The organism is Streptomyces sp. DT2A-34, from assembly GCF_030499515.1.
Classification (GTDB): domain Bacteria; phylum Actinomycetota; class Actinomycetes; order Streptomycetales; family Streptomycetaceae; genus Streptomyces.
The window spans coordinates 2,820,142-2,842,042 of record NZ_JASTWJ010000001.1 but is presented as its reverse complement, the minus strand read 5'-3'; the positions used below and the strand labels follow the sequence as shown (position 1 = coordinate 2,842,042).

Here is a 21,901-nt window from a genome sequence, read left to right as displayed (position 1 = left end):
GTCGCGGGATCGAATACGACGCCGTCGTCGATCTCGGTGGCGGCGATGGCCGCGATCCTGTGGATGATCTCGGTTTCGGTGCCCGGGAACGAGCAGCCGAGGATGTCGATGTCGCGGGTCATCCGACGCGCGCCGAACTGGGCGAGGAGCAGGCCGCCCTTGAGGACGAAGTGTTCCCGGCCGAGGGGGGATGCGGCCAAGCGGTAGAGGAACCGTTCGAGGATGTACTCGTTGCGGCGGGCCAGGTTGCGCAGGTCGTTGTAGACGCGGCCGGCGGTGGTGTCACGCGCGGGGTTGTGCCATCAGGCGAGCACCGCCTCTGGGGCGAGGTTCCCGTCGTTGACTATGCGCCACGAACCCGCAGGTCAGACGCCCATGCCATGGGATTTCCCAGGGACTCTTCAGGGACTTTCACGCCTGTCCCAGGGAGCTTCCAGGGACTTTCCGCCGCGTAAGCGGGAAAGGCCCCGACAGCGCTGAAAAACACGAACGCGCCGGTCAGGGCCCATCCCCTCAGCACTCGATGATGTTCACCGCCAACCCACCCCGAGCCGTCTCCTTGTACTTCACCGACATGTCGGCCCCCGTGTCCTTCATCGTCTTGATGACCTTGTCCAGGGACACCTTGTGCGAGCCGTCCCCGCGCATCGCCATCCGCGCCGCCGTGACCGCCTTCACCGCGGCCATGCCGTTGCGCTCGATGCAGGGGATCTGGACGAGGCCGCCGACCGGGTCGCAGGTGAGGCCGAGGTTGTGTTCCATGCCGATCTCGGCGGCGTTCTCGACCTGTTCGGGGGAGCCGCCGAGCACCTCCGCCAGGGCGCCCGCCGCCATCGAGCAGGCCGAGCCCACCTCGCCCTGGCAGCCGACCTCGGCGCCGGAGATGGACGCGTTCTCCTTGAAGAGCATGCCGATGGCGCCGGCGGCCAGCAGGAAGCGGACCGCGCCTTCATCGTCCGCGCCCGGCACGAAGTTGATGTAGTAGTGGAGTACGGCTGGGATGATTCCCGCGGCTCCGTTGGTCGGAGCGGTCACGACCCGGCCGCCCGCCGCGTTCTCCTCGTTCACGGCCATCGCGTAGAGCGTGATCCACTCCATGGCGAGCGCCTTCGGGTCGCCCTCGGAGCGCAGCTTGCGGGCCGTGTTCGCCGCCCGGCGACGGACCTTCAGGCCGCCCGGCAGGATGCCCTCCCGCGACATGCCCCGCGACACGCACTCCCGCATCACCCGCCAGATCTCCAGCAGACCCGCGCGGATCTCCTCCTCCGTGCGCCAGGCCCGCTCGTTCTCCAGCATCAGCGACGAGATCGACAGGCCCGTCTCCTGCGTCAGGCGCAGCAGCTCGTCGCCCGTGCGGAAGGGGTACTTCAGGACCGTGTCGTCGAGTTTGATGCGGTCCGCGCCCACCGCCTCCTCGTCGACGACGAAGCCGCCGCCCACCGAGTAGTAGGTCTTGGACAGCAGCTCCCCGCCGGACGCGTCGTACGCCCGGATCGTCATGCCGTTCGCGTGGTAGGGGAGTGCTTTACGGCGGTGCAGGATCAGGTCGTCGTCGAAGGAGAACGGGATGTCGCGCTCGCCGAGCAGACGCAGCACGCCCGCTTCCTTGATCGCCTCCACCCGCTCGTCCGCCGTCTCCACGTCCACCGTGCGCGGCGAGGCGCCCTCCAGGCCGAGCAGCACCGCCTTGGGGGTGCCGTGACCGTGGCCGGTCGCGCCCAGGGAGCCGTACAGCTCGCAGCGTACGGACGCGACGGAGTCCAGCAGGCCCTCGTTGCGCAGCCGGCGGGCGAAGATGCGTGCCGCGCGCATCGGGCCGACCGTGTGGGAGCTGGACGGGCCGATGCCGATCGAGAACAGGTCGAAGACCGAGATGGCCACGGGGACTCCTCAATACGGGGGGCGGTGCAAGGGGGTGGGGTGTCCCGCTCACCTACGAGTGTGCGGGACACCCCACGAAAAGGGACTACTTGTTCAGACCGGGGTACAGCGGGTGCTTGTCGGCCAGCGCCTTGACCCGGGCCTTGAGGGACTCGGCGTCGTAGGACGGCTTGAGCGTCTCGGCGATCACGTCCGCGACCTCGGTGAAGTCCTCGGCCTCGAAGCCACGGGTGGCCAGGGCGGGCGTGCCGATGCGCAGGCCCGACGTCACCATCGGCGGGCGCGGGTCGTTCGGGACGGCGTTGCGGTTGACCGTGATGCCGACCTCGTGCAGGCGGTCCTCGGCCTGCTGGCCGTCCAGCTCGGACTCGCGCAGGTCGACCAGGATCAGGTGCACGTCGGTGCCGCCGGACAGGACGTTCACGCCGGCCGCACGCGCGTCGTCGGCCGTCAGCCGCTCGGCGAGGATCTTCGCGCCCTCGATCGTACGACGCTGACGCTCCTTGAACTCCTCGCTAGCGGCGACCTTGAAGGAGACCGCCTTGGCCGCGATCACGTGCTCCAGGGGGCCGCCCTGGAAGCCCGGGAAGACGGACGAGTTCAGCTTCTTCGCGAAGTCCTTCTTCGCGAGGATGATGCCGCCGCGCGGGCCGCCCAGCGTCTTGTGGGTGGTGGAGGTGACGACGTCCGCGTACTCGACCGGGTTCGGGTGGAGACCGGCGGCCACCAGGCCCGCGAAGTGCGCCATGTCGACCCACAGGTACGCCTCGACCTCGTCGGCGATCCGGCGGAACTCGGCGAAGTCCAGCTGCCGCGGGTACGCCGACCAGCCCGCGATGATCACCTTCGGCCGGTGCTCCTTGGCGAGCCGCTCGACCTCGGCCATGTCCACCAGGCCGGAGTCGTCCACGTGGTACGGGACGACCTTGAACTGCTTGCCGGAGAAGTTCAGCCGCATCCCGTGGGTGAGGTGGCCGCCGTGGGCCAGGTCCAGGCCGAGGATGGTGTCGCCGGGCTGGGCCAGAGCGAACAGGGCGGCCTGGTTGGCGGAGGCGCCGGAGTGGGGCTGGACGTTGGCGTACTCGGCGCCGAACAGTTCCTTGACCCGGTCGATGGCGATCTGCTCGGCGACGTCGACGTGCTCGCAGCCGCCGTAGTAGCGCCGGCCCGGGTAGCCCTCGGCGTACTTGTTGGTGGCGACCGAGCCCTGTGCCTCCATGACCGCGACCGGCGCGAAGTTCTCGGAGGCGATCATCTCCAGGGTGGACTGCTGGCGCTCCAGCTCGGCGTCGAGCGCGGCGGCGATGGCCGGGTCCAGCTCGTGCAGGGGCGTGTTCAGAAGCGACTTGTCAGACATGGGGGATACGGCTCCTCAGCCGGTGGTGTGGGCGTCGTACTCGTCGGCGGAGAGCAGGTCGGCCGGCTCCTCCGTGACGCGTACCTTGAACAGCCAGCCGCCCTCGAAGGGGGCGGAGTTCACCAGCGCCGGGTCGTTCACCACGTCCTCGTTGATCTCGGTGATCTCGCCGGTGACCGGGGAGTACAGGTCCGAGACCGACTTGGTCGACTCCAGCTCGCCGCAGGTGTCACCCGCGGTCACGGTCGAGCCGACCTCGGGGAGCTGAGCGTAGACGACATCGCCGAGCGCGTTGGCCGCGAACTCGGTGATGCCGACCGTCGCGACGCCGTCCTCGGCGCTCGACAGCCACTCGTGCTCCTTGCTGTAGCGCAGCTGCTGGGGGTTGCTCATGGCCTGAATTCTCCTGTACGCGCGGGAGTGGTGAGGAATGGGGGACTGCTGGAAACGTGCGTGAGCAGCGGAAATGTGCGCAGGGTCACGCACGGGCCGCTGTCGGTCTGTACTTCTCGGCCAGTCCGGTGCTTCCGGTTCCCGGCCAGTGTGGTGCTTCCGGCGTTACTTCTGCCGCTTGTAGAACGGCAGCGCCACGACCTCGTACGGCTCATGGCTGCCGCGGATGTCCACGCCGACCCCGGCCGTGCCCGGCGCCGAGTGCGCCGCGTCGACGTACGCCATGGCGATCGGCTTGCCCAGCGTGGGGGAGGGGGCACCCGAGGTGACCTCGCCGATGACCGCGCCGCCGGCGACGACCGGGTACCCGGCGCGCGGGACGCGACGCCCCTCGGCGACCAGGCCGACCAGGACGCGCGGCGGATTCTCCGAGGCACGGGAGGCTGCCGCGGCCAGCGCCTCACGCCCCACGAAGTCGCCCTCCTTCTCGAACTTCACCACCCGGCCGAGCCCGGCGTCGAAGGGGGTGAGGGAGGTCGACAGCTCATGGCCGTACAGCGGCATGCCCGCCTCCAGGCGCAGCGTGTCCCGGCAGGAGAGCCCGCACGGGACCAGGCCGACGCCCTCGCCCGCCTCGGTCAGCGCCTGCCACAGCTCGACGGCGTGCTCCGGCCTCACGAACAGCTCGAAGCCGTCCTCGCCGGTGTAACCGGTGCGCGCGATGAGGGCGGGCACGCCGGCGACGGTGCCGGGCAGGCCGGCGTAGTACTTCAGGCCGTCGAGGTCGGCGTCGGTGAGGGACTTCAGGATGCCGGGGGACTCCGGTCCCTGGACGGCGATCAGCGCGTAGGCGTCCCGGTCGTCGCGCACCTCGGCGTCGAAGCCGGTCACCCGCTCGGTCAGCGCGTCCAGCACGACCTGGGCGTTGGAGGCGTTGGCGACGATCATGTACTCGGTCTCGGCGAGCCGGTAGACGATCAGGTCGTCCAGGATGCCGCCGTCGGCCCGGCAGATCATGGTGTAGCGGGCGCGGCCCACGCCGACGGAGGCGATGTCGCCGACGAGGGCGTAGTTCAGCAGCTGAGCCGCCTCGGGCCCCGTCACGGTGATCTCGCCCATGTGGGAGAGGTCGAACAGGCCGGCCCTGGTACGTACGGCGTTGTGCTCGTCGCGCTCGGAGCCGTAGCGCAGGGGCATGTCCCAGCCGGCGAAGTCGGTCATCGTCGCGCCGAGCGAGCGATGCAGGGCATCGAGCGCGGTGTGACGGAGTTCTTCTGTACTGCTCATCGGACGGTTGTCTCCCAAGGGATGACGGGCGAGGTCGTTCCTCCCCATCTGTCATCGGAACCTGAGAGGTTCGCCACGACCGCCACAGGGACGATCACGGTTTGCACCTTGGGTGGAGCCACGCCTCTCGAAGAGAGAGGCAGCGGCCCGCTTTTCAGATGTGCCTCGCCCGCGCGGTAACGGGGCCTGAGAGATTCAAGGGAGGGACTTGCTCCTTCGGCGCCCCGGCGATGCACTGCCAGGGACTCTCCCGCGCGGATTCAAACGGCCGGTATGCAGTTGGCGCGCACATCATTGCATGCCGGGACGGTTCTGCGGCAGGCCGCGTCTGTAACCGGCTTGTGGCGGGAAGCGAACAAAAACCGAGAGATCCTCTATTACCTTCTCTTTACGCTCAGTGGGGATGGGTACCCCTGACCCCGGAGGAGGACGATGACGGTGAACCGCACGACGGCGTACGCCACGACCTCGGGCATCGCGCTGCCCAAGCAGCCCGCGGCCCCGGCCGCCGAAGCCCGCGGTACGCACCTCGCACCCGTGGTCCGCGACCTGCGCGAGCGTTCCGGCCACAGCCCGCACGCCCTGCTCTTCGGGCCCGAGGACCTCGTGGTGATCACCGGCCTGCCCGGCAGCGGCAAGTCGACGCTGATGCGCCGGACCGTGAAGGGCACCCGCGTCGACTCCCAGGACACCCGGGACCGCTGGGCCGCCCGCATGCCCCGCTTCCTCCCCTACGCCGTCTACCGCCCCCTGGTCCGCATGGCGCACTACGCCGGACTGCGCCGAGCCCTGCGCTCCGGCGAGGGCGTCGTCGTGCACGACTGCGGTACGCAGGCCTGGGTGCGCGGCTGGCTGGCCCGCGAGGCCCGCCGCCGCGGCGGCACCCTGCACCTGCTGCTGCTCGACGTCCCCCCGGGCACCGCCCTGGAGGGCCAGCGCGAACGCGGCCGGGGCGTCTCCCGCTATGCCTTCCTGCGCCACCGCAGAGCGGCCGCCCACCTGCTGCACTCGGTGGAGAAGGGCCACCTGCCCCAGGGCTGCGCCTCGGCGGTGCTGATCGACCGGGAGGCGGCGGACGTCCTGCGCCGGATCGACTTCACGGCCTGAGCGGCCGTAGACCTGCAGGGAGTGGTCACCCGCTAGCCTTTTGAGCCACAGCAGCGGTTCACAGCAGGCGGTTGAGAGCAGATGGACTTCCCAGCGGATCTCCCGGCGGACCTCCCCGCGGACTTCCCGGCACCGGCACACCCCCAGCCACACGGCGGGTGGCCCGGCAACGAACTGGAGGAGGTGCTCTCGGCCTCCCTCGGCGTGCCCTCGGCGGGCGGCCGGATCATCGAGGTGCTGGGCCGCAGCTTCGTCTGGGTGCCCCTGCCGGGCGGCGGCGGCCCGCACAGCGGCCCGCTGGACCTGCCCACGGTGGAGATCGGGGGCCAGGCGTACGTCCCCGTCTTCAGCTCCGAGGAACAGTTCCGCCAGGTCGCCGGCTCCCACATGTCGTACACCGTCGCCCCCGCCGTGGAGTTCGCCCGCGGTCTGCCCCCGCAGGTGGGCATCGCCCTGAATCCGGACGGCGTGGTCGGCGTTCCGCTGCCCCCGGCGGCGGTGGCCGACCTGTGCCGGGTGGGCCGCACTCCGCTGGACGGCCTCAACTCCGGCGGCCGCGTCAAGCTCTACGAGCCCGACTGGCAGGACGACCCGATCGACTTCCTCGCGGCGGCGTCGGCCGAGTTCGCCGAAACCGGCGTGGTCGTGACGGCCCGCCGCTGCCTCGCGGCGATCGAGACGGCCGACCCGGTGATGTTCATAGGCGTGGAACTCTCCCACTGGGAGGGCGACCTGCGCGCCGCCCCCATGGACGCCCTCGCCCGAGCCCTGGGCCGGGCCCCGGCCCAGTGGCCGGTCAACCTGGTCCTGTTGGACGTGGCCCAGGACCCGGTGATCGAGTGGATGCGCGCAAAGGTACGGCCCTTCTACCAGCGGAACTCGTAACGTCCCTCGGGGCCAGCACCCCTTGAGGGGCGCGGGGCTGTATCGACGTGCGGCTCCGCCGCGTGGGCGCGACAAGCCACACGCGACCCGCAGCCCGCAGACCACATCAAGTCCCGAGTTCTCAACGCTTAAGCTGGTTGCGAAAACGGCTGTTTCCCGAAGGGGCGGTAAAAGGTGAGCGCGAGCGGCACCACCTCGACCGGACAGGTCGAGCACATGCTGCGCCAGGTGACGCCCGGGCGCTACGACGCCTACGAGGCCCTCCTGCGCGCGCTCGCGACCCCGTCCACCGGCCAGGTCTGGATGCTGCTGTGGCACGGCCAGGCCGGCTCCCCGGACGCCCAGTACGGAAACATGGAGGTCGACGGCCACGGCTACGCCCCGTGCGTCACCTCCGCACAGGAGCTGTCGGCCAGCGGCTGGAACCGCTCGTACGAGGTCGTCGACGGAGTCGACGTGGCCCGCACCCTCTACCCGGACCACTACGGTCTCTGGCTGAACCCGCACGCCCCGGGCGGCGGCGTCGGCATCCCGTGGCTCGACCTGCGCCGCATCGCCACCGGCCTGGACCGCCAGCCCGCGGGCCCCCTGCGCCTGTCCGAGCCCGGTATCGAGATCCCGCAGTTCTACGCCCTGCTCGCGCAGAACGCCCACCGCACCCCGGCCGTCCGCTCTCTGCGCCGCGCCTGGGTGCAGCCGGCGCTCGGCGCGCCGTATCTCGCCATCGGGCTCGACGTGTACGACACCAGCCCGCCCGCCGTGGACTCGGTGCGCTCGATGATGTCGCAGTCGATCGGCGCGTGTCCGGACGGGCTGCCGGTGTCGACCGTGGCGATGTCGGACGAGTACGACCCGGTCGCCATGTGGATGCGGGCGAGCGCCCGCCCCTTCTACGACCGCGAGGCACACGCCCCCGCCCCCGCGCAGGCGCCGGCCGCCGGCTACGGCTACCCACCGGCACAGGGCCGTTACTGATCATCCGGCGGCTAACCTACTGTTCAGTCCGCAGCCCGGCTGTCGTAGCCGTAAGCGGCTTCCGACTTCGGTTTCGCAGGTAGATCTCCGCGCGTAGATACGATCGGAAGATCCCGGTCCATCCTCATACGCCCCAACTGGGTCCCGTCCGGCCGTCGTTACCCGCTGTTCGAATAACGGAACCCACCAGACAGCATCACGGTTGCGCATCCTTTCCCCGCCAACTCTGGCAACAGATCGCCAAAGCGTTGAAGACTCCCCGCTAGACACGGGCCGGTCGGTCCTGTGTACGAGTGGAAGCAACCGCTACAGCGGCAGCCAGGGGGGCCGACAACCGTCGGCCGAGAGGGGTCAGACTCACCGTGACGGCACCGATCGAGACCACCGGATCGCAGGCCGAGGCCCAGCCCGAGGCCGTGCTGAAGGGTGTCGAGTCCAAGCAGATCGAGGGCCGGTCTCTCGGGCAGATCGCCTGGACCCGTTTCAAGAAGGACAAGGTGGCGGTCGCCGGAGGCGTCATCGTCATCCTGCTGATCCTGCTGGCGGTGCTCTCCCGACCCATCCAGGCCCTCTTCGGACTGGACCCGAACGCCCTGAACCAGGACCTGATCGACCCCAACACCTCGCTGCCCAAGGGCGACTTCGGTGGCATGAGCTGGGAGCACCCGCTCGGTGTCGAGCCGAAGTTCGGCCGCGACATCGCCACCCGCATCCTCGAGGGCTCCTGGGTCTCGCTGGTCGTCGCCTTCGGCGCCACGATCCTGTCCAACACGATCGGCGCGGTCCTCGGTGTAGTGGCCGGCTACTACGGCGGCCGGGTCGACACGATCATCAGCCGGATGATGGACACCTTCCTGGCCTTCCCTCTGCTGCTGTTCGCCATCGCCATCTCGGCCACCCTGCAGGGCGGTGCCTTCGGGCTGGAGGGCCTGCCGCTGCACATCACCGTGCTGATCTTCGTCATCGGCTTCTTCAACTGGCCCTACCTGGGCCGTATCGTGCGCGGCCAGACGCTGGCCCTGCGCGAGCGGGAGTTCGTCGACGCCTCGCGGGGGATGGGGGCCAAGGGGCCCTACATCCTCTTCCGGGAGCTGCTGCCGAACCTCGTCGGCCCGATCATCGTCTACTCGACGCTGCTCATCCCGACCAACATCCTCTTCGAGGCGTCCCTGAGCTTCCTCGGCGTCGGCATCCAGCCCCCGCAGGCGTCCTGGGGCGGCATGATCAACCAAGCGGTCGACTACTACCAGGTCGACCCGCAGTTCATGATCGTGCCCGGTCTGGCCATCTTCGTGACCGTCCTGGCATTCAACCTGCTCGGCGACGGTCTCCGTGACGCTCTCGACCCGCGCAGCCGCTGACCCGCGGCCGCGGTGCGAGTCCAACAGGTTTCCAACAATGGAGGGGAAGCGGACCATCATGCGAAGGTCAACGCTGGCCGCGGTTGCGGCTATCGGCAGTGCGAGCCTGCTGCTCTCGGCATGCAGCAAGGCCGATGACGGCAGTGAGAACGGAAACAAGTCGGCTGGGGCCAACGCAGCGACCAAGGGTGTCGTCAACGCCTCCACCCAGAAGGGCGGGACGGTCACCTACGAGCTCTCCGACGTCCCGGACTCCTTCGACCCCGGCAACACGTACTACGCGTACATGTACAACCTCAGCCGGCTCTACGCCCGCCCGCTGATGACGTTCAAGCCCGCCGCGGGCGAGGCCGGCAACGAGCTGGTCCCGGACCTCGCGGCGAGCCCCGGTGAGCCCAGCGACGGCGGCAAGACCTGGACGTACAAGCTGCGTTCGGGCCTGAAGTACCAGGACGGCACGCCGATCACCTCGAAGGACGTCAAGTACGCCGTCGAGCGCTCCAACTTCGCGCGTGACGTGCTCTCCCTCGGCCCGAACTACTTCCAGCAGTTCATGGCGGACGGCGACAAGTACAAGGGCCCCTACAAGGACAAGAGCGCCAAGGGCCTGTCGTCCATCGAGACGCCGGACGACACCACGATCGTCTTCCATCTCAACCGCGCCTTCCAGGAGTTCGACTACCTGGTCGCGACGCCGCAGACGGCTCCGGTGCCCCAGGCCAAGGACAAGGGCATCGACTACGTCAAGAGCATCGTGTCCTCGGGCTCCTACAAGTTCCAGAGCTACGACGAGGGCAAGCAGGCCGTCCTCGTCCGCAACGAGAACTGGGACCCGAAGACGGACCCGCTGCGCAAGCAGTACCCGGACAAGATCGTCGTCAAGCTGAAGGTCAACCCGGAGACCATCGACCAGGACGTCCAGGCCGGTGACGCGATCGACCTCGCCGGTACGGGTGTCCAGGCCGCGACCCAGGCCAAGGTCGTCAACGACGCCTCCCTGAAGGCCAACACGGACAACACCTACGGTGGCCGCCTGGTCTACCTGGCGATCAACAACCAGGTCGCACCGTTCGACAAGGTCGAGTGCCGCAAGGCCGTCCAGTACGCCATCAACAAGGTCTCCGTGCAGACCGCCGAGGGTGGCCCGATCCGCGGTGACGTCGCCACCACCGTTCTGCCGCCGGACATCCCCGGCTACCAGAAGCAGGACGTCTACGCCACCAAGGGCAACAAGGGCGACGTCGCCAAGGCCAAGGAGCAGCTGCAGGCCTGCGGCAAGACGAGCATCACCACCAACATCTCGGCGCGCAGCGACCGTCCGCAGGAGGTCGACGCGGCCACCGCGATCATCGACTCGCTGAAGAAGGTCGGTATCAACGCCAGCCTGAAGCAGTTCCCGTCGGGCAAGTACTTCACCGACTACGCGGGTGTGCCGTCGTTCGACAAGAAGCAGAACATCGGTCTGCACATGATGCAGTGGGGTGCCGACTGGCCGTCCGGCTACGGCTTCCTGCAGCAGATCCTGCACGGTGACGCGATCGGCGCGTCCGGCAACACCAACCTCTCGTACATCAACGACAAGCAGATCAACGAGATGCTGGAAAAGGCCATCGCCACCGAGGACGAGACCGAGCGCAACAGCCTGTACGCGCAGATCGACAAGCGTGCGATGGACCAGGCCGCGCTCGTCCCGCTGACCTACTTCAAGGTCCTGCTGTACCGCCCGGCCAACTTCACCAACCTGGTGTCCACGGCGGCCTTCAGCGGTCAGTACGACTACCTCAACATCGGCACGACCAAGAAGTAGCCCCGGAAGGCAGGTGAAGGCTTTGGTGCCCGCGGGCTTCGCAGCCCGCGGGCACCAGCGCCGGTCCCCGTGATCTCGTACATCCTCCGTCGGACGGTCGCGGCAGTGATCCTGCTGCTGGTCGTCACCGCGGTCACCTTCGCGATCTTCTTCCTGCTGCCACGGCTCGCCGGCCAGACCGCCGACCAGCTCGCGCAGCAGTACATCGGAAAGAGCCCGACGAAGGCCGACATCGCCGCGGTCAAGCAGAACCTCGGTCTGGACCAGCCCCTGTACATCCAGTACTGGCACTTCATCAAGGGGATCGTGGCCGGCGCCACCTACGACCTGGGCCCCACCACGACGCACTGCAACGCGCCGTGCTTCGGCTACTCCTTCAAGAACCACGTCGAGGTCTGGCCGCAGCTCACCTCGCGCATTCCGGTGACCCTCTCGCTGGCCCTCGGCGCCGCCGTGATGTGGCTGGTGTCCGGCGTCGTGATCGGCGTGATCTCCGCGCTCAAGCCCGGCAGCTTCTTCGACCGCACCTTCATGGGCGTCGCGCTCGCCGGTGTCTCACTGCCCATGTTCTTCACGGGCCAGCTCGCGCTGTTCCTCTTCACCTTCCAGTGGCCGATCTTCGGACGCACCTATGTGCCGTTCACCGAGAATCCGGCCCAGTGGGCCAACACGCTCATTCCTGCTTGGTGTTCGCTGGCGCTCCTGTACTCCGCCATTTACGCGCGGCTGACCCGCTCGGGCATGCTGGAGACGATGAACGAGGACTTCATCCGCACGGCCCGCGCCAAGGGCCTGCGCGAGCGCAAGGTCGTGGCCCGGCACGGGCTGCGGGCCGCGCTGACCCCGATCATCACCGTCTTCGGCATGGACCTGGGGCTGCTGCTCGGCGGTGCCGTGATCACCGAGAGCGTCTTCTCGCTGCCCGGCATCGGCCAGTACGCGGTGCAGGGCATCACCGACAACGACCTGCCCCCGATCCTCGGCGTCACCCTGCTCGCCGCCTTCTTCGTCGTGATCGCAAATCTCCTGGTGGACCTGCTGTACGCCGCCGCCGACCCGCGCGTGAGGCTCTCGTGACCGAACTGTCCAAGACCGGTGCCGCAGTGGGCGAGCCCTCGCCCGCGAACGCGCCCGACGCCTTCCTCGCGGTCCGTGACCTCAAGGTGCACTTCCCGACCGACGACGGCCTGGTCAAGTCCGTCGACGGGCTCAGCTTCCAGGTGGAGAAGGGCAAGACCCTCTGCATCGTCGGTGAGTCCGGCTCGGGCAAGTCCGTCACCTCGCTGGCGATCATGGGCCTGCACCGCCTCGGCGCGCGCGGCAAGAACGTGCGGATGTCCGGCGAGATCTGGCTCGGCGGCAAGGAGCTGGTCTCCGCCGCCCCGGACGAGGTGCGCCGGCTGCGGGGCCGCGAGATGGCGATGATCTTCCAGGATCCGCTGTCCGCGATGCACCCGTACTACACGATCGGCAACCAGATCGTGGAGGCGTACCGGGTCCACCACGACGTCAACAAGAAGACCGCGCGCAAGCGGGCGATCGAGATGCTCGACCGGGTCGGCATCCCCGAGCCGGACAAGCGGGTCGACAACTACCCGCACGAGTTCTCCGGCGGTATGCGCCAGCGCGCGATGATCGCCATGGCGCTCGTCAACAACCCCGAACTGCTCATCGCGGACGAGCCGACCACCGCCCTCGACGTCACCGTCCAGGCGCAGATCCTCGACCTCATCCGGGACCTGCAGAAGGAGTTCGGCTCCGCGGTCGTCCTCATCACCCACGACCTCGGTGTGGTCGCCGAGATCGCCGACGACGTCCTGGTGATGTACGGCGGCCGGTGCGTGGAGCGCGGTTCGGTCGACGACGTCTTCGAGCGGCCGCAGCACCCGTACACCTGGGGCCTGCTCGGCTCGATGCCGCGCATCGACCGTGAGACCTCCGACCGGCTCATCCCTGTCAAGGGCCAGCCGCCGAGCCTCATCAACGTCCCCTCGGGCTGCGCCTTCCACCCCCGCTGCCCGTACGCGGACGTCCCCAAGGGCGATGTCACCCGTACCGTGCGCCCGGAGCTCCAGCAGGTCGGCGGCGGGCACTTCTCCGCGTGCCACCTCTCGCAGGAGGACCGTACGCGGATCTGGACCGAAGAGATTGCGCCGAAGCTGTGAGTGAGACGAAGAAGACGGACGAGGCGAAAACCGACGAGTCGAAATCCGGCGAGGCGAAAACCGGCGCCGCTTCCGACGAGCGCGAGGTGCTCCTCAAGGTCGAGGGCCTGCAGAAGCACTTCCCGATCCGCAAGGGCGTGCTCCAGCGTCAGGTCGGCGCGGTCAAGGCCGTCGACGGCATCGACTTCGAGGTGCGCAAGGGCGAGACGCTCGGCGTGGTCGGCGAGTCGGGCTGCGGCAAGTCGACCATGGGCCGGGTCATCACCCGCCTCCAGGACCCGACCGGCGGCTCGATCCACTTCGAGGGCCAGGACATCACGCGGCTGAGCACGGCCGGGATGCGTCCGCTGCGGCGGGACATCCAGATGATCTTCCAGGATCCGTACGGCTCCCTGAACCCGCGGCACACCATCGGCGGCATCGTCTCGGCGCCGTTCCGCCTCCAGGGCGTCGAGCCCGAGGGCGGGGTGAAGAAGGAGGTGCAGCGCCTCCTGGAACTGGTCGGCCTGAGCCCCGAGCACTACAACCGCTACCCGCACGAGTTCTCCGGCGGCCAGCGCCAGCGCATCGGCATCGCGCGGGCGCTCGCCCTGAAGCCCAAGCTGGTGGTGGCCGACGAGCCGGTCTCCGCGCTGGACGTGTCGATCCAGGCGCAGGTCGTGAACCTGATGGACGACCTCCAGAAGGAGCTCGGCCTCACGTACGTGATCATCGCGCACGACCTCTCCGTCGTACGGCATGTCTCGGACCGTATCGCGGTGATGTACCTCGGCAAGATCGTCGAACTCGCCGACCGCACCTCGCTGTACGAGGCGCCGATGCACCCGTACACCAAGGCCCTGATGTCGGCCGTGCCGGTGCCGGACCCCAAGCGCCGTGGCGCCAAGAGCGAACGCATCCTGCTCCGCGGCGACGTCCCCTCCCCGATCTCCCCGCCCAGCGGCTGCCGCTTCCACACGCGGTGCTGGAAGGCGACGGAGATCTGCCGGACGACGGAACCGCCGCTGGCGGAGCTCAGGCCCGGCCAGCGGGTGGCGTGCCACCACCCGGAGAACTTCGAGGACCAGCAGCCGCAGGACACGGTGCTGCTGTCCGTGGCCAAGGAGGCCGCGACGCTGGTGCCGGACGAGGTGTCCACCGAGCCGTCCATCGAGCCCTCCACCGAGCCCTCCAAGGACGAAAGCAAGTAACCGCACTCAGGCCCCCGCCTTGCTTTGCAAGGTGGGGGCCTTTGGTTGCGCAAGAATGTGCGAGTGCTCCAGCAATTGTTCAGCCCGTCCGTCCAGCACACGCTCGACCTGATCGGCATCTTCGTCTTCGCCATCTCCGGTGCCCTGCTGGCCGTCCGCAAGAACTTCGACGTCTTCGGCATCGCCGTCCTCGCCGAGGTCACCGCCCTGGGCGGCGGGCTGTTCCGGGACCTGATCATCGGCGCCGTACCCCCGGCCGCCTTCACGGACCTGGGGTACTTCCTCACCCCGCTGCTCGCCGCGCTGCTCGTCTTCTTCCTCCACCCGCACGTGGAGCGCATCCAGAGCGGCGTGAACGTCTTCGACGCGGCGGGCCTCGGCCTGTTCTGCGTCGCCGGGACGACGAAGGCGTACGACTACGGCCTCAACCTCACCGCGTCCGCCTGCCTGGGCATGGCGACCGCCGTGGGCGGCGGTGTGCTGCGGGACGTCCTGGCCAACGAGGTGCCGTCATTGCTGCGTTGGGATCGTGACCTGTACGCGGTCCCGGCGATCGTCGGCTCCACGATGGTCGTCCTGTGCCTCCACTACGACGCCCTGAACCCGTTCACCAGTGCCCTCGCGGTCGTCACGGCGTTCGTGCTGCGGCTGCTGGCGATGCGGTTCCACTGGCGAGCTCCGCGTGCCTGGAACCGGAGGTCGACGGTGCGAGAGGAGTAGTCCCACCGGAGCCCGGCGCCGTACGGACCTGCGGCTGCGTGCCCATCACCTCGGTCAGCCAGCGGAACGCCGGGACCACCTGCGGCTTCCACAGCGCCATGGTGTGGCCGCCCGCGCTCCTCGGGATGAACACCACGTCCACGGTCGTGGGCGCCTTCGCGACTCGCTGGAGGGCCAGGGCCGCCTCGTACCCGTCCTTCGGCTGACCGGACAGATAGAGCGCCACGCGCGGCGGCACACGGGACGCCTTCAGGAGCATGTACGGGTTGTTCGCGGCCCGCAGGGCCGGGGACTTGCCGGCCAGCGACTGAGGTACGGCGGCGGGGTCGTTGTAGCCGGACATGCTGACCGCGGCCCGGTAGCGGTCGGGGTGGGCGAGGGCCAGCTTCGCCGCGCAGTGCGCGCCCGCCGAGTACCCGGCGACCGCCCAGCCGTCCGGCGCGGCCTGGGCCCGGAAGTTGTCCATGACCATCTTCGGCACGTCGATGCTGAGCCAGCTGTCGGCGTTCACCTTGCCCGGGACGTTCGCGCAGCCGGTGTCCTTGCCCGGCAGCAGCGTGGTGCGCGGCGACACGATGATGAACGGCTCGACCTGCCCGCTGCGCATCAGCGGTGCCAGCTGCTGGGGCGCGTCCATCGTGCCGTACCAGGCCTTCGACGAGCCGGGATAGCCCGGCAGCACCTCGACGACCGGGAACCTGTGGTTGCGGTAGGCGGGGTCGCGGTACTGCGGCGGCAGCCAGACGTTGACCTCGGCGTGCACTCCGGACACCCGGCCCTTGAGTTGGGTGACCAGCACCCCGCCCTCCGCGCGCATGCCGGGTCCCTTGCCCGGCTTGAAGGCCTGCCGGACCTTGGGCAGCTTCTCCAGGGCGATCCCGCCGGTGCCGCTCGCCCCGAGGTCGGCGGCCTCGTGCACATGGTCGCTGGTGCCGAGCAGGTCTCCCCAGTTGTCGTACAGCTGGTTGGAGTTGTTGACCAGCGTGAAGACCAGGGCGACCGCCGTGCCCTGCGCGAACAGCAGCATGAGCATCCGGGCGCCGGCCCGCAGGACCTTGGGTCCGCGCACCCGTGACCAGAGGATCAGCGGCAGCGCGACGGCGACGACGCACAGCGCGATGAGCGTGTAGAGGAACGGGGTCCCGGTGAGACTCATGTCCTCATAGAGGGGGAGATCGGTCTCCGGGTTTCGGACGAGAGGGGACACTTACCGAAAAGTTGCTCACACCTCGCCCACTTCCCGCCCACAGCTCGATCGGGAAAGCTACCGCTTAGTAGTTGGCTGTTGTACCGTTCATCCATGCCAGAAGCAGCCTCCGCCCTGACGGCCCCGACGGCCCCGCAGGCCACGATCGGCGACAGCGAGTTCGACCGCGACACCGCGCTCACCGCGCGCGCACCCGGCGTCTACGACATCGACCTCTCGGCCGGCTGGACCATCATCAGCGCCGTCAACGGCGGCTATCTGCTGGCCGTCCTCGGCCGCGCCCTCGCGGACGCCCTCCCGCACAGCGACCCGTTCACCATCTCCGCGCACTACCTGACCGCGTCCCAGCCGGGTCCGGCGGTCGTCCGCACGGACGTGGTGCGCACGGGGCGGACACTGTCGACCGGCCAGGCCTCGCTCTTCCAGTACGACGCCGAGGGCAACGAGATCGAGCGCATCCGCGTCCTCGCCTCGTACGGCGACCTCGACTCCCTCCCCGACGACGTCCGTACGACGGCCAAGCCGCCAGTGTTCCCGCCGATGGAGCACTGCTTCGGCGCGGAGGACGGGCCGGCCCCCGTCTCGGGCAGCTCGGCCCTCACCGACCGTCTGATGCTCAAGCTCGACCCGTCCACCCTCGGCTGGGCCCTCGGTCAGCCGTCGGGCAAGGGCGAGATGCGGGCATGGTTCGGCCTCGCCGACGGCCGTGACGCCGACCCGCTCTCGCTGCTGCTGGCGGTGGACGCACTGCCCCCGACCGCCTTCGAGATCGGCATCCTCGGCTGGGTCCCGACGGTCGAACTCACCGTCCACATACGGTGTCGCCCGGCCCCGGGCCCCCTGCGGGTCTCGATCACCACGCGCAACCTGGCGGGCGGCTTCCTGGAGGAGGATGCCGAAGTCTGGGACAGCGCGGACCGGTTGGTGGCGCAGTCGAGGCAGTTGGCGCGGGTAAGGCTCGGCTGAAGCGCCCCGACCCGCGGTCGCGCACGGACCGTCGAGGCTGGTCATCAGGCGCGCAGAGCCCGCTTCTGTCACGGCCTTGTACCAGCGAGTAGGTTGAGGTTCTGAGGAAACGCGCAGGTCAGCGAGGTGTTTTTAGGGGCGCTTTGCTTCGCGCACAGGCCCCCTACAGCAGGGCCCCAAGGACTCCCCAAGCGGCGTCGGTTGAGTTCACGCACAGGACTTCCTCGTCTTCCTTGGAGCTGTTTCTCATGAAGCGTGCGCGTCTCCTCCCCGCCGTGGCCCTGCTGGCGCTCTCGCCCCTGGCTCTGGCGGCCTGTGGGTCCGGCGACTCGTCGCCGACCTCGAACAACGGCAACTCCCGGCAGCAGTCATCGTCGTCGTGCCAGCCGTCGTCGGGCGCGCCCGGCGGGGCGCCGTCGGGCATGCCGAGCGGTGCTCCCTCGGGCGCGCCGAGCGGTGCTCCCAGCGGCGCCCCCGGCGGCGGGCAGGGCGGCGGTCAGGGTGGCCCCGGCGGTGGCCAGGGCGGCTGTGGCGGTCCGGGCGGTGGCCAGGGCGGCGGCGCGGCTCCGAGCGGCGCCCCGAGCGGCGCGCCGAGCGCGGCGGCCACGGCGACCAAGAACTGACGCGGAACGACGTAAGGCGGGGCGGTACTCCCGCCATGCGGCAGGGGTGGCGCTTTCGCCATACGACAGGGGCGGCACTTCCCGTACACCGGGGGTGCCGCCCCTGTCGTGCTGCCGGGGCTCAGTCCAGCCAGTGCTCCCGGCCGATGCTGATCAGCCTCATCTGGCGGGTCGCGACCTGGGCGACGCGCCGCCGCTCCTCCTCCGGTGCCTCCAGGGCGTCCAGGAACAGCGAGGCCGTCATCAGCATCTGGTCGACGTAGAGGTCGGCGAGCATGAGGAGGTCGTCGTCGTTCCAGCCTGCGGAGAGCGGGTCCTTGGCGAGCGCGGCCTTCACTTCCTCGGCGAAACGGGCCAGTTGGTCCTGGATCGCCTCCCGTACGGACTGCACTCCGCCGTGCCGCTCGCGGGCGATGAAGCGGACGTGGGCCGGGTGCGTGGCGACGTGCTGGGCGATCAACCCGACGGCGCGCTCTATGCGCTGGTCACTGTCGCCGGACGACGAGACGATCGTGCGGATCATCGGGTGCAGGCTGCCCAGCGCCTCCTCGACGAGGGCGACACCGAGGTCCGCGGTGGAGCGGAAGTGCCGGTAGAAGGCCGTCGGGGCGACGCCGACGGCGCGGGTCACCTCGCGCAGACCGAGACTGCTCAGGCTCTGCTCCTCCAGCAGTCCCAGCGCCGCGTCCAGCAGCGCCTGTCGGGTCTTCTGTTTCTGGGCCTGCCGAAGGCCGAGGGTGTGACTCATGCCATGCAGTTAACAACTGTTCTCTGGAATTGAAAAGCCGTGGGACGCGCTAGACTTGGGAGTCAGTGAACAACTGTTACTACAACTGTTCACCGAAATGTAACGAGAGAGATCGACGAGAGAGATCTCGAAGGGGGACCCGAATCCCATGCTGTTCCTCGTCGCCGCACTCCTGCTGCTGGGCGTGCTGCTGGGCACCGTGGCCCACGCACCGCTCGCCTTCACCGCCGTGGCCGCCGCCGTGATCGCCGCCTGGCTGGGCATCTTCGCCGCCCGCGAGCGCCGCGCCCGCCGCAACTGACTCCACCCACTGCACCGCACCGACTCCTCGGGAGCTGATACCCATGCAACTCACCGCACCGGCCACCGCCCGCCCCGGCACCCGCAATCGCACCCGCGACGCCGACGGCATGGCCGTGGCGTCCTTCATCCTCGGCCTCCTCGGCCTGCTGGTCTTCAACATCTTCCTCGGCCCGACCGCCATCGTCCTGGCGGCAGTGGCCCTGTGGCGCGGCACGCAGCGCCGGGGCCGTGCGTTCCTGGGCATGGGCCTCGGGGTCGCCGACCTGCTGGTCCTGCTGGCGTTCGTGCAGATGGACAACACGGTGTCCTGGAGCTTCTAGTCGCCGCCACGGGAGCTGCGACCTGGCGGCAAGCGGCCGGGGGCGAGTCACAGCCGCAGCCGCAGCCGCGAGCCGACCCGCCGACCCGCCGACCCGCCGTGGGCAGTCGTTCCGCAGGGCGGAACGGGTGGGCATGGCCTGCAGCGCCGGGTGCATCGCGACCCGAGCCTCAGGACGACGCAGACAGGGCAGCAGAACCTGAGCTGCACCCCGGGGCACCTTGACGCGGGCCTTTTACCGGCGCCCCTTAGAATCATGGCCACCATGGCTTACCTCGACCACGCCGCGACGACCCCCATGCTCCCGGAGGCGGCAGAGGCGCTGACCGCCCAGCTGAGCGTCACGGGCAACGCCTCCTCCCTCCACGCATCCGGCCGCCGCGCGAGGCGAACCGTCGAGGAGGCCCGCGAAACCCTCGCGGAAGCGCTCGGAGCCCGCCCCAGCGAGGTCGTCTTCACCTCCGGCGGCACCGAGTCCGACAACCTCGCGATCAAGGGCCTGTACTGGTCCCGCCGCGACGCCGCCCCGGCAGGAACGCGCACCCGCGTCCTCGCCAGCCCCGTCGAACACCACGCCGTCCTCGACGCAGTCCACTGGCTCGCCGAGCACGAGGGCGCCACGGTCGAGTACCTCCCGGTCGACTCCTACGGCCGAGTCCACCCGGACGCCCTGCGCGAGGCCATCGCCCGCAACCCCCACGACGTCGCCCTGGCCACCGTGATGTGGGCCAACAACGAGATCGGCACGGTCATGCCGATCCGCGAACTGGCCGACGTGGCAAGGGAGTTCGACCTCCCGCTGCACGCCGACGCCGTCCAGGCCTTCGGCCAGGTCCCCATTGACTTCGCCGCCTCAGGGCTGGCCGCGATGACGGTCTCCGGCCACAAGATCGGCGGGCCCTACGGCATCGGCGCCCTGATCCTGGGCCGCGACCAGACCCCCGTACCCGTCCTGCACGGCGGCGGCCAGGAGCGCCACGTCCGCTCCGGCACCCTCGACGTCCCCGCGATCGCCTCCTTCGCCGTCGCCGGCCGTCTCGCCGCCGAGCAGTGCGAGTGGTTCGCCCGGGAGATCGGCGCCCTGCGCGACGCCCTGGTCGAGGCGGTCCGTACGGCGGTCCCGGACGCGATCCTCGGCGGCGACCCGGCACCCGGCGGCCGCCTCCCGGCCAACGCGCACTTCACCTTCCCGGGCTGCGAGGGCGACTCCCTGCTCCTGCTCCTGGACGCCCAGGGCATCGAGTGCTCCACCGGCTCCGCCTGCACCGCGGGCGTCGCCCAGCCCAGCCACGTCCTCCTGGCCACCGGCACCGACCCCGACCTGGCCCGCGGCACCCTCCGCTTCTCCCTCGGCCACACCTCGACGGAGGCCGACGTCGAGGCGGTCGCCAAGGCGATCGGCCCGGCGGTGGAGCGGGCGCGGGCGGCGGGGCTGACGTAAGGAGCGCAGGGCCGCACGGGTTCCGCGGGGCACGGGTTCCGGCGGGGCGCGCGGGTTCCGCCGCGCGCTCTTGTCGGCGGCCGGGCACAGGCGGACACTCCGCCCGTGCACCTCGTCACCCAGGTCTTCGCCCTGATCGCAGCGCTGACGCACATCGCCGTCGGCACCCTGGAACGCTTCTTCTACGACCGCCCGGCGGTCCGCGTCTTCCTGACGACCTCCACCGCCGACGCCCCCGAAGTCACCCTGTGGCGCTCGGGCGTGGCGGTGTACAACATCCTTCTCGGACTCGGCCTCATCGCCGGAGCCGTGGCCCTCCACGCGGACGGCACCACCGTCGGCCGGACCCTTGTCCTCTACCTCTGCGCGTTCATGATCGCCTCCGCGCTCGTCTTCGCCGCCTCCTTCCCCCGGTTGTGGCGGGGCGCGCTCGGCCAGGGACTGCCGCCCGCCGTGGCGCTGGTCGCCGCCCTGCTCTGACCGCTCACGCCTCCGCCGCAGGAGCCTCCCGCACGAGCTTCATGTACCGGTCCCAGTCCCAGTGCTCCCCGGGATCCGTGTGATCGGTCCCCGGCACCTCCACGTGCCCGATGATGTGCTCGCGGTCGACGGGGATGTCGTAGCGCGCGCATATCCGGGCCGTGAGTCGCGCCGAGGCCTCGTACATCTCGTCCGTGAGGTCCTGCGGCCGGTCCACGAAGCCCTCGTGCTCGATGCCGATGCTGCGCTCGTTGTAGTCGCGGTTGCCCGCGTGGTACGCCACGTCCAGCTCGCGGATCATCTGCGTGATGTGGCCGTCCTTGCGGACGATGTAGTGCGCGGCCGCCCCGTGCTCCGGGTCCTGGAACACCTTCACCGCGCTGTCGAAGCTGCCCTGGGTGACATGGATGATCACCATGTCTATGCCGTAGTCGTCCGGACGGTCGGCCATCCGCCAGTTCGCGTCCGACGCCGCCACCCACCGCGCGCCGGCGTAGTCGACCTCGCCCTCCTTGCGCGGCTTCTCCACGCCCGGTACCCGCCACCACAGCCGCGCCAACTCGTCGCGGGCCAGCACGGCCGAGCCCACCGCGGCCGCCGTCCCCCCGATGAGCAACGCACGACGCCCGACCTTCCGGTCGCCGTCCTTCGAAGCCTTCCGCTGTCCCATGTGATCGTCAACGGAT

Annotated in this window: 23 protein-coding genes, 1 pseudogene and 1 riboswitch; of the genes and pseudogenes, 16 read left to right on the top strand and 8 right to left on the bottom strand. The window is 69.6% G+C overall.

Annotation, left to right across the window (positions count from 1 at the left end; genetic code table 11):
* Positions 1-44: 44 nt before the first annotated feature.
* Positions 45-155: pseudogene (locus tag QQM39_RS12320) on the bottom strand (nucleotidyl transferase AbiEii/AbiGii toxin family protein); the annotation flags it as partial.
* Between QQM39_RS12320 and QQM39_RS46155 the strand changes: the two are divergent.
* Entirely contained in the window at positions 109-207 is a 99-nt protein-coding gene (locus QQM39_RS46155; RefSeq protein ID WP_367669687.1) for an EspF repeat-containing protein, read from the top strand. The pseudogene QQM39_RS12320 and the gene QQM39_RS46155 overlap by 47 nt on opposite strands.
* Positions 208-513: 306 nt before the next feature.
* Here QQM39_RS46155 and QQM39_RS12310 read toward each other — a convergent pair whose 3' ends face one another.
* The 4 genes from QQM39_RS12310 to gcvT all read right to left on the bottom strand — a co-directional run bounded on the left by QQM39_RS12310 (position 514) and on the right by gcvT (position 4,918).
* On the bottom strand, positions 514-1,881 hold the full coding sequence (locus QQM39_RS12310; protein ID WP_301996727.1) for an L-serine ammonia-lyase: 1,368 nt from the start codon (positions 1,879-1,881) through the stop codon (positions 514-516).
* Positions 1,882-1,966: 85 nt separating this feature from the next.
* Positions 1,967-3,238 (bottom strand): serine hydroxymethyltransferase, encoded by a 1,272-nt coding sequence (gene glyA, locus QQM39_RS12305; protein ID WP_301996726.1) that lies wholly within the window; start codon positions 3,236-3,238, stop codon positions 1,967-1,969.
* 15 nt (positions 3,239-3,253) lie between these two features.
* Positions 3,254-3,631 carry a glycine cleavage system protein GcvH gene (gcvH, locus tag QQM39_RS12300; RefSeq protein ID WP_301996725.1) on the bottom strand — a complete coding sequence of 126 codons (378 nt, stop codon included), beginning with the start codon at positions 3,629-3,631 and terminating at the stop codon, positions 3,254-3,256.
* A 165-nt stretch (positions 3,632-3,796) separates the two neighbouring features.
* Positions 3,797-4,918, bottom strand: coding sequence for a glycine cleavage system aminomethyltransferase GcvT (gcvT, locus tag QQM39_RS12295; RefSeq protein ID WP_301996724.1), 1,122 nt, complete (start codon positions 4,916-4,918; stop codon positions 3,797-3,799).
* 164 nt (positions 4,919-5,082) lie between these two features.
* A riboswitch (glycine riboswitch) is annotated at positions 5,083-5,181 on the bottom strand.
* 169 nt (positions 5,182-5,350) lie between these two features.
* On the opposite strand from gcvT, the gene QQM39_RS12290 reads away from it, so the two are divergent.
* From QQM39_RS12290 to QQM39_RS12250, 9 genes are all read left to right on the top strand, one after another.
* A complete protein-coding gene (locus QQM39_RS12290; protein ID WP_301996723.1) occupies positions 5,351-6,025 on the top strand; it encodes an AAA family ATPase in 675 nt (224 codons plus the stop codon).
* A gap of 81 nt (positions 6,026-6,106) precedes the next feature.
* Positions 6,107-6,910, top strand: coding sequence for an enhanced serine sensitivity protein SseB (locus QQM39_RS12285; RefSeq protein ID WP_301996722.1), 804 nt, complete (start codon positions 6,107-6,109; stop codon positions 6,908-6,910).
* A 174-nt stretch (positions 6,911-7,084) separates the two neighbouring features.
* Complete coding sequence (locus QQM39_RS12280) at positions 7,085-7,885, top strand: enhanced serine sensitivity protein SseB C-terminal domain-containing protein (protein ID WP_301996721.1); 801 nt, start codon at positions 7,085-7,087, stop codon at positions 7,883-7,885.
* A 362-nt stretch (positions 7,886-8,247) separates the two neighbouring features.
* A complete protein-coding gene (locus tag QQM39_RS12275; RefSeq protein WP_301996720.1) occupies positions 8,248-9,246 on the top strand; it encodes an ABC transporter permease in 999 nt (332 codons plus the stop codon).
* Between the two features lie 37 nt (positions 9,247-9,283).
* Complete coding sequence (locus QQM39_RS12270) at positions 9,284-11,053, top strand: ABC transporter substrate-binding protein (protein ID WP_301996719.1); 1,770 nt, start codon at positions 9,284-9,286, stop codon at positions 11,051-11,053.
* Positions 11,054-11,122: 69 nt separating this feature from the next.
* Complete coding sequence (locus QQM39_RS12265) at positions 11,123-12,130, top strand: ABC transporter permease (RefSeq protein ID WP_301996718.1); 1,008 nt, start codon at positions 11,123-11,125, stop codon at positions 12,128-12,130.
* Positions 12,127-13,218, top strand: coding sequence for an ABC transporter ATP-binding protein (locus QQM39_RS12260; RefSeq protein WP_301996717.1), 1,092 nt, complete (start codon positions 12,127-12,129; stop codon positions 13,216-13,218). The genes QQM39_RS12265 and QQM39_RS12260 overlap by 4 nt, the downstream gene beginning before the upstream one ends.
* Before the next feature lie 86 nt (positions 13,219-13,304).
* Complete coding sequence (locus QQM39_RS12255) at positions 13,305-14,408, top strand: ABC transporter ATP-binding protein (protein ID WP_302003560.1); 1,104 nt, start codon at positions 13,305-13,307, stop codon at positions 14,406-14,408.
* 63 nt (positions 14,409-14,471) lie between these two features.
* Positions 14,472-15,128, top strand: a complete 657-nt coding sequence (locus QQM39_RS12250) for a trimeric intracellular cation channel family protein (RefSeq protein ID WP_302003559.1) — start codon at positions 14,472-14,474, stop codon at positions 15,126-15,128.
* Here the strand turns inward: QQM39_RS12250 and QQM39_RS12245 are convergent.
* On the bottom strand, positions 15,037-16,284 hold the full coding sequence (locus QQM39_RS12245) for an esterase family protein (RefSeq protein WP_301996716.1): 1,248 nt from the start codon (positions 16,282-16,284) through the stop codon (positions 15,037-15,039). The two genes, QQM39_RS12250 and QQM39_RS12245, sit on opposite strands and share 92 nt — an antisense overlap.
* Before the next feature lie 144 nt (positions 16,285-16,428).
* Here QQM39_RS12245 and QQM39_RS12240 point away from each other — a divergent pair, with 144 nt between their 5' ends.
* Complete coding sequence (locus tag QQM39_RS12240; RefSeq protein WP_301996715.1) at positions 16,429-17,301, top strand: thioesterase family protein; 873 nt, start codon at positions 16,429-16,431, stop codon at positions 17,299-17,301.
* A gap of 248 nt (positions 17,302-17,549) precedes the next feature.
* Entirely contained in the window at positions 17,550-17,924 is a 375-nt protein-coding gene (locus tag QQM39_RS12235) for a hypothetical protein (RefSeq protein WP_301996714.1), read from the top strand.
* A 121-nt stretch (positions 17,925-18,045) separates the two neighbouring features.
* Here QQM39_RS12235 and QQM39_RS12230 read toward each other — a convergent pair whose 3' ends face one another.
* Complete coding sequence (locus QQM39_RS12230; RefSeq protein ID WP_301996713.1) at positions 18,046-18,672, bottom strand: TetR family transcriptional regulator; 627 nt, start codon at positions 18,670-18,672, stop codon at positions 18,046-18,048.
* Positions 18,673-18,820: 148 nt separating this feature from the next.
* Between QQM39_RS12230 and QQM39_RS12225 the strand changes: the two genes are divergently transcribed.
* From QQM39_RS12225 to QQM39_RS12210, 4 genes are all read left to right on the top strand, one after another.
* Entirely contained in the window at positions 18,821-18,973 is a 153-nt protein-coding gene (locus QQM39_RS12225; protein ID WP_167364381.1) for a hypothetical protein, read from the top strand.
* 43 nt (positions 18,974-19,016) lie between these two features.
* A complete protein-coding gene (locus QQM39_RS12220; protein ID WP_301996711.1) occupies positions 19,017-19,295 on the top strand; it encodes a DUF4190 domain-containing protein in 279 nt (92 codons plus the stop codon).
* A 264-nt stretch (positions 19,296-19,559) separates the two neighbouring features.
* Positions 19,560-20,735 carry a cysteine desulfurase family protein gene (locus tag QQM39_RS12215; protein WP_302003558.1) on the top strand — a complete coding sequence of 392 codons (1,176 nt, stop codon included), beginning with the start codon at positions 19,560-19,562 and terminating at the stop codon, positions 20,733-20,735.
* Positions 20,736-20,840: 105 nt separating this feature from the next.
* Complete coding sequence (locus tag QQM39_RS12210; RefSeq protein WP_301996710.1) at positions 20,841-21,215, top strand: DUF1304 domain-containing protein; 375 nt, start codon at positions 20,841-20,843, stop codon at positions 21,213-21,215.
* Between the two features lie 4 nt (positions 21,216-21,219).
* Here QQM39_RS12210 and QQM39_RS12205 read toward each other — a convergent pair whose 3' ends face one another.
* Complete coding sequence (locus QQM39_RS12205; protein WP_301996709.1) at positions 21,220-21,885, bottom strand: N-acetylmuramoyl-L-alanine amidase; 666 nt, start codon at positions 21,883-21,885, stop codon at positions 21,220-21,222.
* Positions 21,886-21,901 lie beyond the last annotated feature (16 nt).

What these genes read in the sequence shown, in the direction of transcription:
- QQM39_RS12205 (WP_301996709.1), bottom strand. Translation starts at nt 21,885, where the DNA reads ATGGGACAGCGGAAGGCTTCGAAGGACGGCGACCGGAAGGTCGGGCGT.
- QQM39_RS12225 (WP_167364381.1), top strand. Translation starts at nt 18,821, where the DNA reads ATGCTGTTCCTCGTCGCCGCACTCCTGCTGCTGGGCGTGCTGCTGGGC.
- QQM39_RS12230 (WP_301996713.1), bottom strand. Translation starts at nt 18,672, where the DNA reads ATGAGTCACACCCTCGGCCTTCGGCAGGCCCAGAAACAGAAGACCCGA.
- QQM39_RS12245 (WP_301996716.1), bottom strand. Translation starts at nt 16,284, where the DNA reads ATGAGTCTCACCGGGACCCCGTTCCTCTACACGCTCATCGCGCTGTGC.
- gcvH (WP_301996725.1), bottom strand. Translation starts at nt 3,631, where the DNA reads ATGAGCAACCCCCAGCAGCTGCGCTACAGCAAGGAGCACGAGTGGCTG.
- QQM39_RS46155 (WP_367669687.1), top strand. Translation starts at nt 109, where the DNA reads ATGTCGCGGGTCATCCGACGCGCGCCGAACTGGGCGAGGAGCAGGCCG.
- glyA (WP_301996726.1), bottom strand. Translation starts at nt 3,238, where the DNA reads ATGTCTGACAAGTCGCTTCTGAACACGCCCCTGCACGAGCTGGACCCG.
- QQM39_RS12235 (WP_301996714.1), top strand. Translation starts at nt 17,550, where the DNA reads ATGAAGCGTGCGCGTCTCCTCCCCGCCGTGGCCCTGCTGGCGCTCTCG.
- QQM39_RS12290 (WP_301996723.1), top strand. Translation starts at nt 5,351, where the DNA reads ATGACGGTGAACCGCACGACGGCGTACGCCACGACCTCGGGCATCGCG.
- QQM39_RS12270 (WP_301996719.1), top strand. Translation starts at nt 9,284, where the DNA reads ATGGAGGGGAAGCGGACCATCATGCGAAGGTCAACGCTGGCCGCGGTT.
- QQM39_RS12215 (WP_302003558.1), top strand. Translation starts at nt 19,560, where the DNA reads ATGGCTTACCTCGACCACGCCGCGACGACCCCCATGCTCCCGGAGGCG.
- QQM39_RS12240 (WP_301996715.1), top strand. Translation starts at nt 16,429, where the DNA reads ATGCCAGAAGCAGCCTCCGCCCTGACGGCCCCGACGGCCCCGCAGGCC.
- QQM39_RS12285 (WP_301996722.1), top strand. Translation starts at nt 6,107, where the DNA reads ATGGACTTCCCAGCGGATCTCCCGGCGGACCTCCCCGCGGACTTCCCG.
- gcvT (WP_301996724.1), bottom strand. Translation starts at nt 4,918, where the DNA reads ATGAGCAGTACAGAAGAACTCCGTCACACCGCGCTCGATGCCCTGCAT.
- QQM39_RS12220 (WP_301996711.1), top strand. Translation starts at nt 19,017, where the DNA reads ATGCAACTCACCGCACCGGCCACCGCCCGCCCCGGCACCCGCAATCGC.